General features: G+C 56.8%; 1 protein-coding gene. It reads left to right on the top strand.

Annotation, left to right across the window (positions count from 1 at the left end; translation table 11 throughout):
* Positions 1-465, top strand: a 465-nt coding sequence (locus VQ048_RS12605) for an MFS transporter (protein WP_327611979.1), incomplete at both ends; no start/stop codon positions are given.

Here is a 465-nt window from a genome sequence, read left to right as displayed (position 1 = left end):
ACTTCAAGCAGTGGGCGCGTCGGCCATGCTGGTGGCGACGTTCGCGACGGTTCGCGACGTTTATGCCAACCGTCCTGAGGGTGTCGTCATCTACGGCCTTTTCAGTTCGATACTGGCGTTCGTGCCTGCGCTCGGCCCTATCGCCGGAGCATTGATCGGCGAGTTCTTGGGATGGCAGGCGATATTCATTACTTTGGCTATACTGGCGATGCTCGCACTCCTAAATGCGGGTTTCAGGTGGCACGAAACCCGCCCTCTGGATCAAGTCAAGACGCGCCGATCTGTCTTGCCGATCTTCGCGAGTCCGGCTTTTTGGGTTTACACTGTCGGCTTTAGCGCCGGTATAGGCACCTTCTTCGTCTTCTTCTCGACGGCTCCCCGTGTGCTCATAGGCCAAGCGGAATATTCCGAGATCGGATTCAGCTTTGCCTTCGCCACTGTCGCGCTTGTAATGATCGTGACAAC

It is taken from the genome of Bergeyella anatis, assembly GCF_036016955.1.
In the GTDB taxonomy this organism is placed as follows: domain Bacteria; phylum Bacteroidota; class Bacteroidia; order Flavobacteriales; family Weeksellaceae; genus JAYWXI01.
This window is presented reverse-complemented; position numbering and strand designations above follow the sequence as displayed.